The sequence below is a fragment of the Microbacterium sp. CPCC 204701 genome (genome assembly GCF_004010105.1).
Taxonomy (GTDB): domain Bacteria; phylum Actinomycetota; class Actinomycetes; order Actinomycetales; family Microbacteriaceae; genus Microbacterium.
Genome location: NZ_RRYE01000477.1, coordinates 1 through 1967, shown reverse-complemented (window position 1 = coordinate 1967; position 1967 = coordinate 1). Strand labels below are relative to the sequence as shown.

Genomic DNA, 1967 nt, shown 5'->3' with positions numbered 1-1967 from the left:
GGGGCCGAACGGAGTGGGCCGAACGGAGCGGGGGCCGAACGGAGCGGGCCCGAACGGAGCGGCGGCCGAACGGGCGGGCCGAACGGGGCGGGGCAGAACGGGGCGGGCAGACCGGCGAGGCTGACGGATGCCGCGGGGTGCGGCATCCGTCGGACTCGAAGGTCAGCCCGCGAGCAGGGTCTCGATGGGTCCGCGCGCGAAGTAGAGCAGGAATCCGGCTGCGACGATCCACAGCAGCGGGCTGATGTCGCGTGCCTTGCCCGACAGCGACCGCACCACGACCCACGCGACGAAGCCCGCGCCGATGCCGTTCGCGATCGAGTAGGTCAGCGGCATCACGGTGATCGCGAGGAACACCGGCAGCAGGATCGAGAAGTCCGAGAAGTCGATGTACTTGATCTGCGACATCATGAGCGCGCCGACGATCACCAGCGCGGCGGCCGCGACCTCGCTCGGCACGATCGACACGAGCGGCGTGAAGAACATCGCGACGAGGAACAGCGCGCCCGTCACGACGTTCGCGAAGCCGGTGCGGGCGCCCTCGCCGATGCCCGATCCCGACTCGATGAACACGGTGTTCGACGAGCTCGACGTGAGACCACCGGCGACGGCGCCGACACCCTCGACGATCAGCGCCGACTTGATGCGCGGGAAGTCGCCCTTCGCGTCGGCGAGCCCGGCCTCCTTCGAGAGGCCCGTCATCGTTCCCATGGCGTCGAAGAAGTTGGTGAACACGAGCGTGAAGACGAGCATGAGGGCGGCGAGCACGCCGATCCGCTCGAACGATCCGAACGAGACCTGACCGACGAGCGACAGGTCGGGCACGCTCACGAGCGACGCCGGCAGCTCGGGGACCGACAGGCCCCAGCCGCCCGGGTTGACGGTGTCGCCGTCGACCTTCGGGCCGAGGTTCCAGATCGCCTCGACGATCACCGCGGCCACGGTGCCCGAGACGAGGCCGATCAGGATGCCGCCCTTGACCTTGCGAGCGACCAGGATGCCGGTGAGCAGCAGCGTGGAGACGAAGATGAGCGTCGGGACGGTCGCGACCGAACCGTCCACGCCGAGCCCGACCGGGGGCGAGGAGAGGCTCGTCGCGGTCACGAACCCGGCGTCGACGAAGCCGATGAACGCGATGAACAGGCCGATGCCGACCGTGATCGCGAGCTTCAGCTGGATCGGGACGGCGTCGAAGATCATGCGCCGCAGTCCCGTCGCAGCCAGCAGCACGATGATGAGGCCGTTGATGACGACGAGGCCCATCGCCTCAGGCCAGGTCACCTGTCCGACGACGGCGACTGCGAGGAACGAGTTGATGCCGAGGCCGGCCGCGAACGCGAAGGGCAGGCGCGTCACGAGTCCGAAGAGCACCGTCATGACGCCGGCCGTGAGCGCGGTTGCAGCCGCCACCTGCGGGAACCCGAGGCTGTTCCCGTCGACGTCGACCCCGCTCGAGAGGATGATCGGATTGAGGATGACGATGTAGGCCATCGTCACGAAGGTCACGACGCCGCCGCGCACCTCCGTGCCGACTGTAGAACCGCGCCGGGTGATCTCGAAGAACCGGTCGAAGCCGTTCTTCGGCGGAGCGACGTCGTCCGGCTCGGCGGCGTCGGGGGCTTCGGGCGTGGTGGACGGGGCTGTGCTCATGTGGGGACCTCCGCCGACGACGCTAGCGCCATCGGAGCCCGCCTGGGAATTCGCTCAACGGATGGCGCTCGCCTTCGCCGCGGGCGGGCGAGGCGCCCGGGAGAGCCGGGGGTGGCGAAGTAGGGTCGATGAGGCCATGCACCGCCTCATCGTCGCCTTCCTCGCAACCGTCGACGCCGCCATCGCGGTCGCCGTCGGGCTCGCCGCGACCCTCGCGCCGCTGACGGTGCTGTGGGTGTTCGGGCTCGGCGGCGCCGCGGACTGGGGCGTCCTGTGGCCGACGGGCGTCGCGGCGTGGCAGCTCGGCAACCTGGTGC

1 protein-coding gene and 1 pseudogene are annotated in these 1967 nt (G+C 70.0%); one reads left to right on the top strand and one right to left on the bottom strand.

What is annotated here, in order from left to right; translation table 11 throughout:
• Positions 1-162 precede the first annotated feature (162 nt).
• Positions 163-1650: an NCS2 family permease gene (locus tag EIO58_RS16980; protein ID WP_127820453.1), complete on the bottom strand. Its 1488-nt coding sequence runs from the start codon at positions 1648-1650 to the stop codon at positions 163-165.
• A 136-nt stretch (positions 1651-1786) separates the two neighbouring features.
• Between EIO58_RS16980 and EIO58_RS16975 the strand changes: the two are divergent.
• Positions 1787-1967: pseudogene (locus tag EIO58_RS16975) on the top strand (DUF6350 family protein); the annotation flags it as partial.

What these genes read in the sequence shown, in the direction of transcription:
- EIO58_RS16980 (WP_127820453.1), bottom strand. Translation starts at nt 1,650, where the DNA reads ATGAGCACAGCCCCGTCCACCACGCCCGAAGCCCCCGACGCCGCCGAG.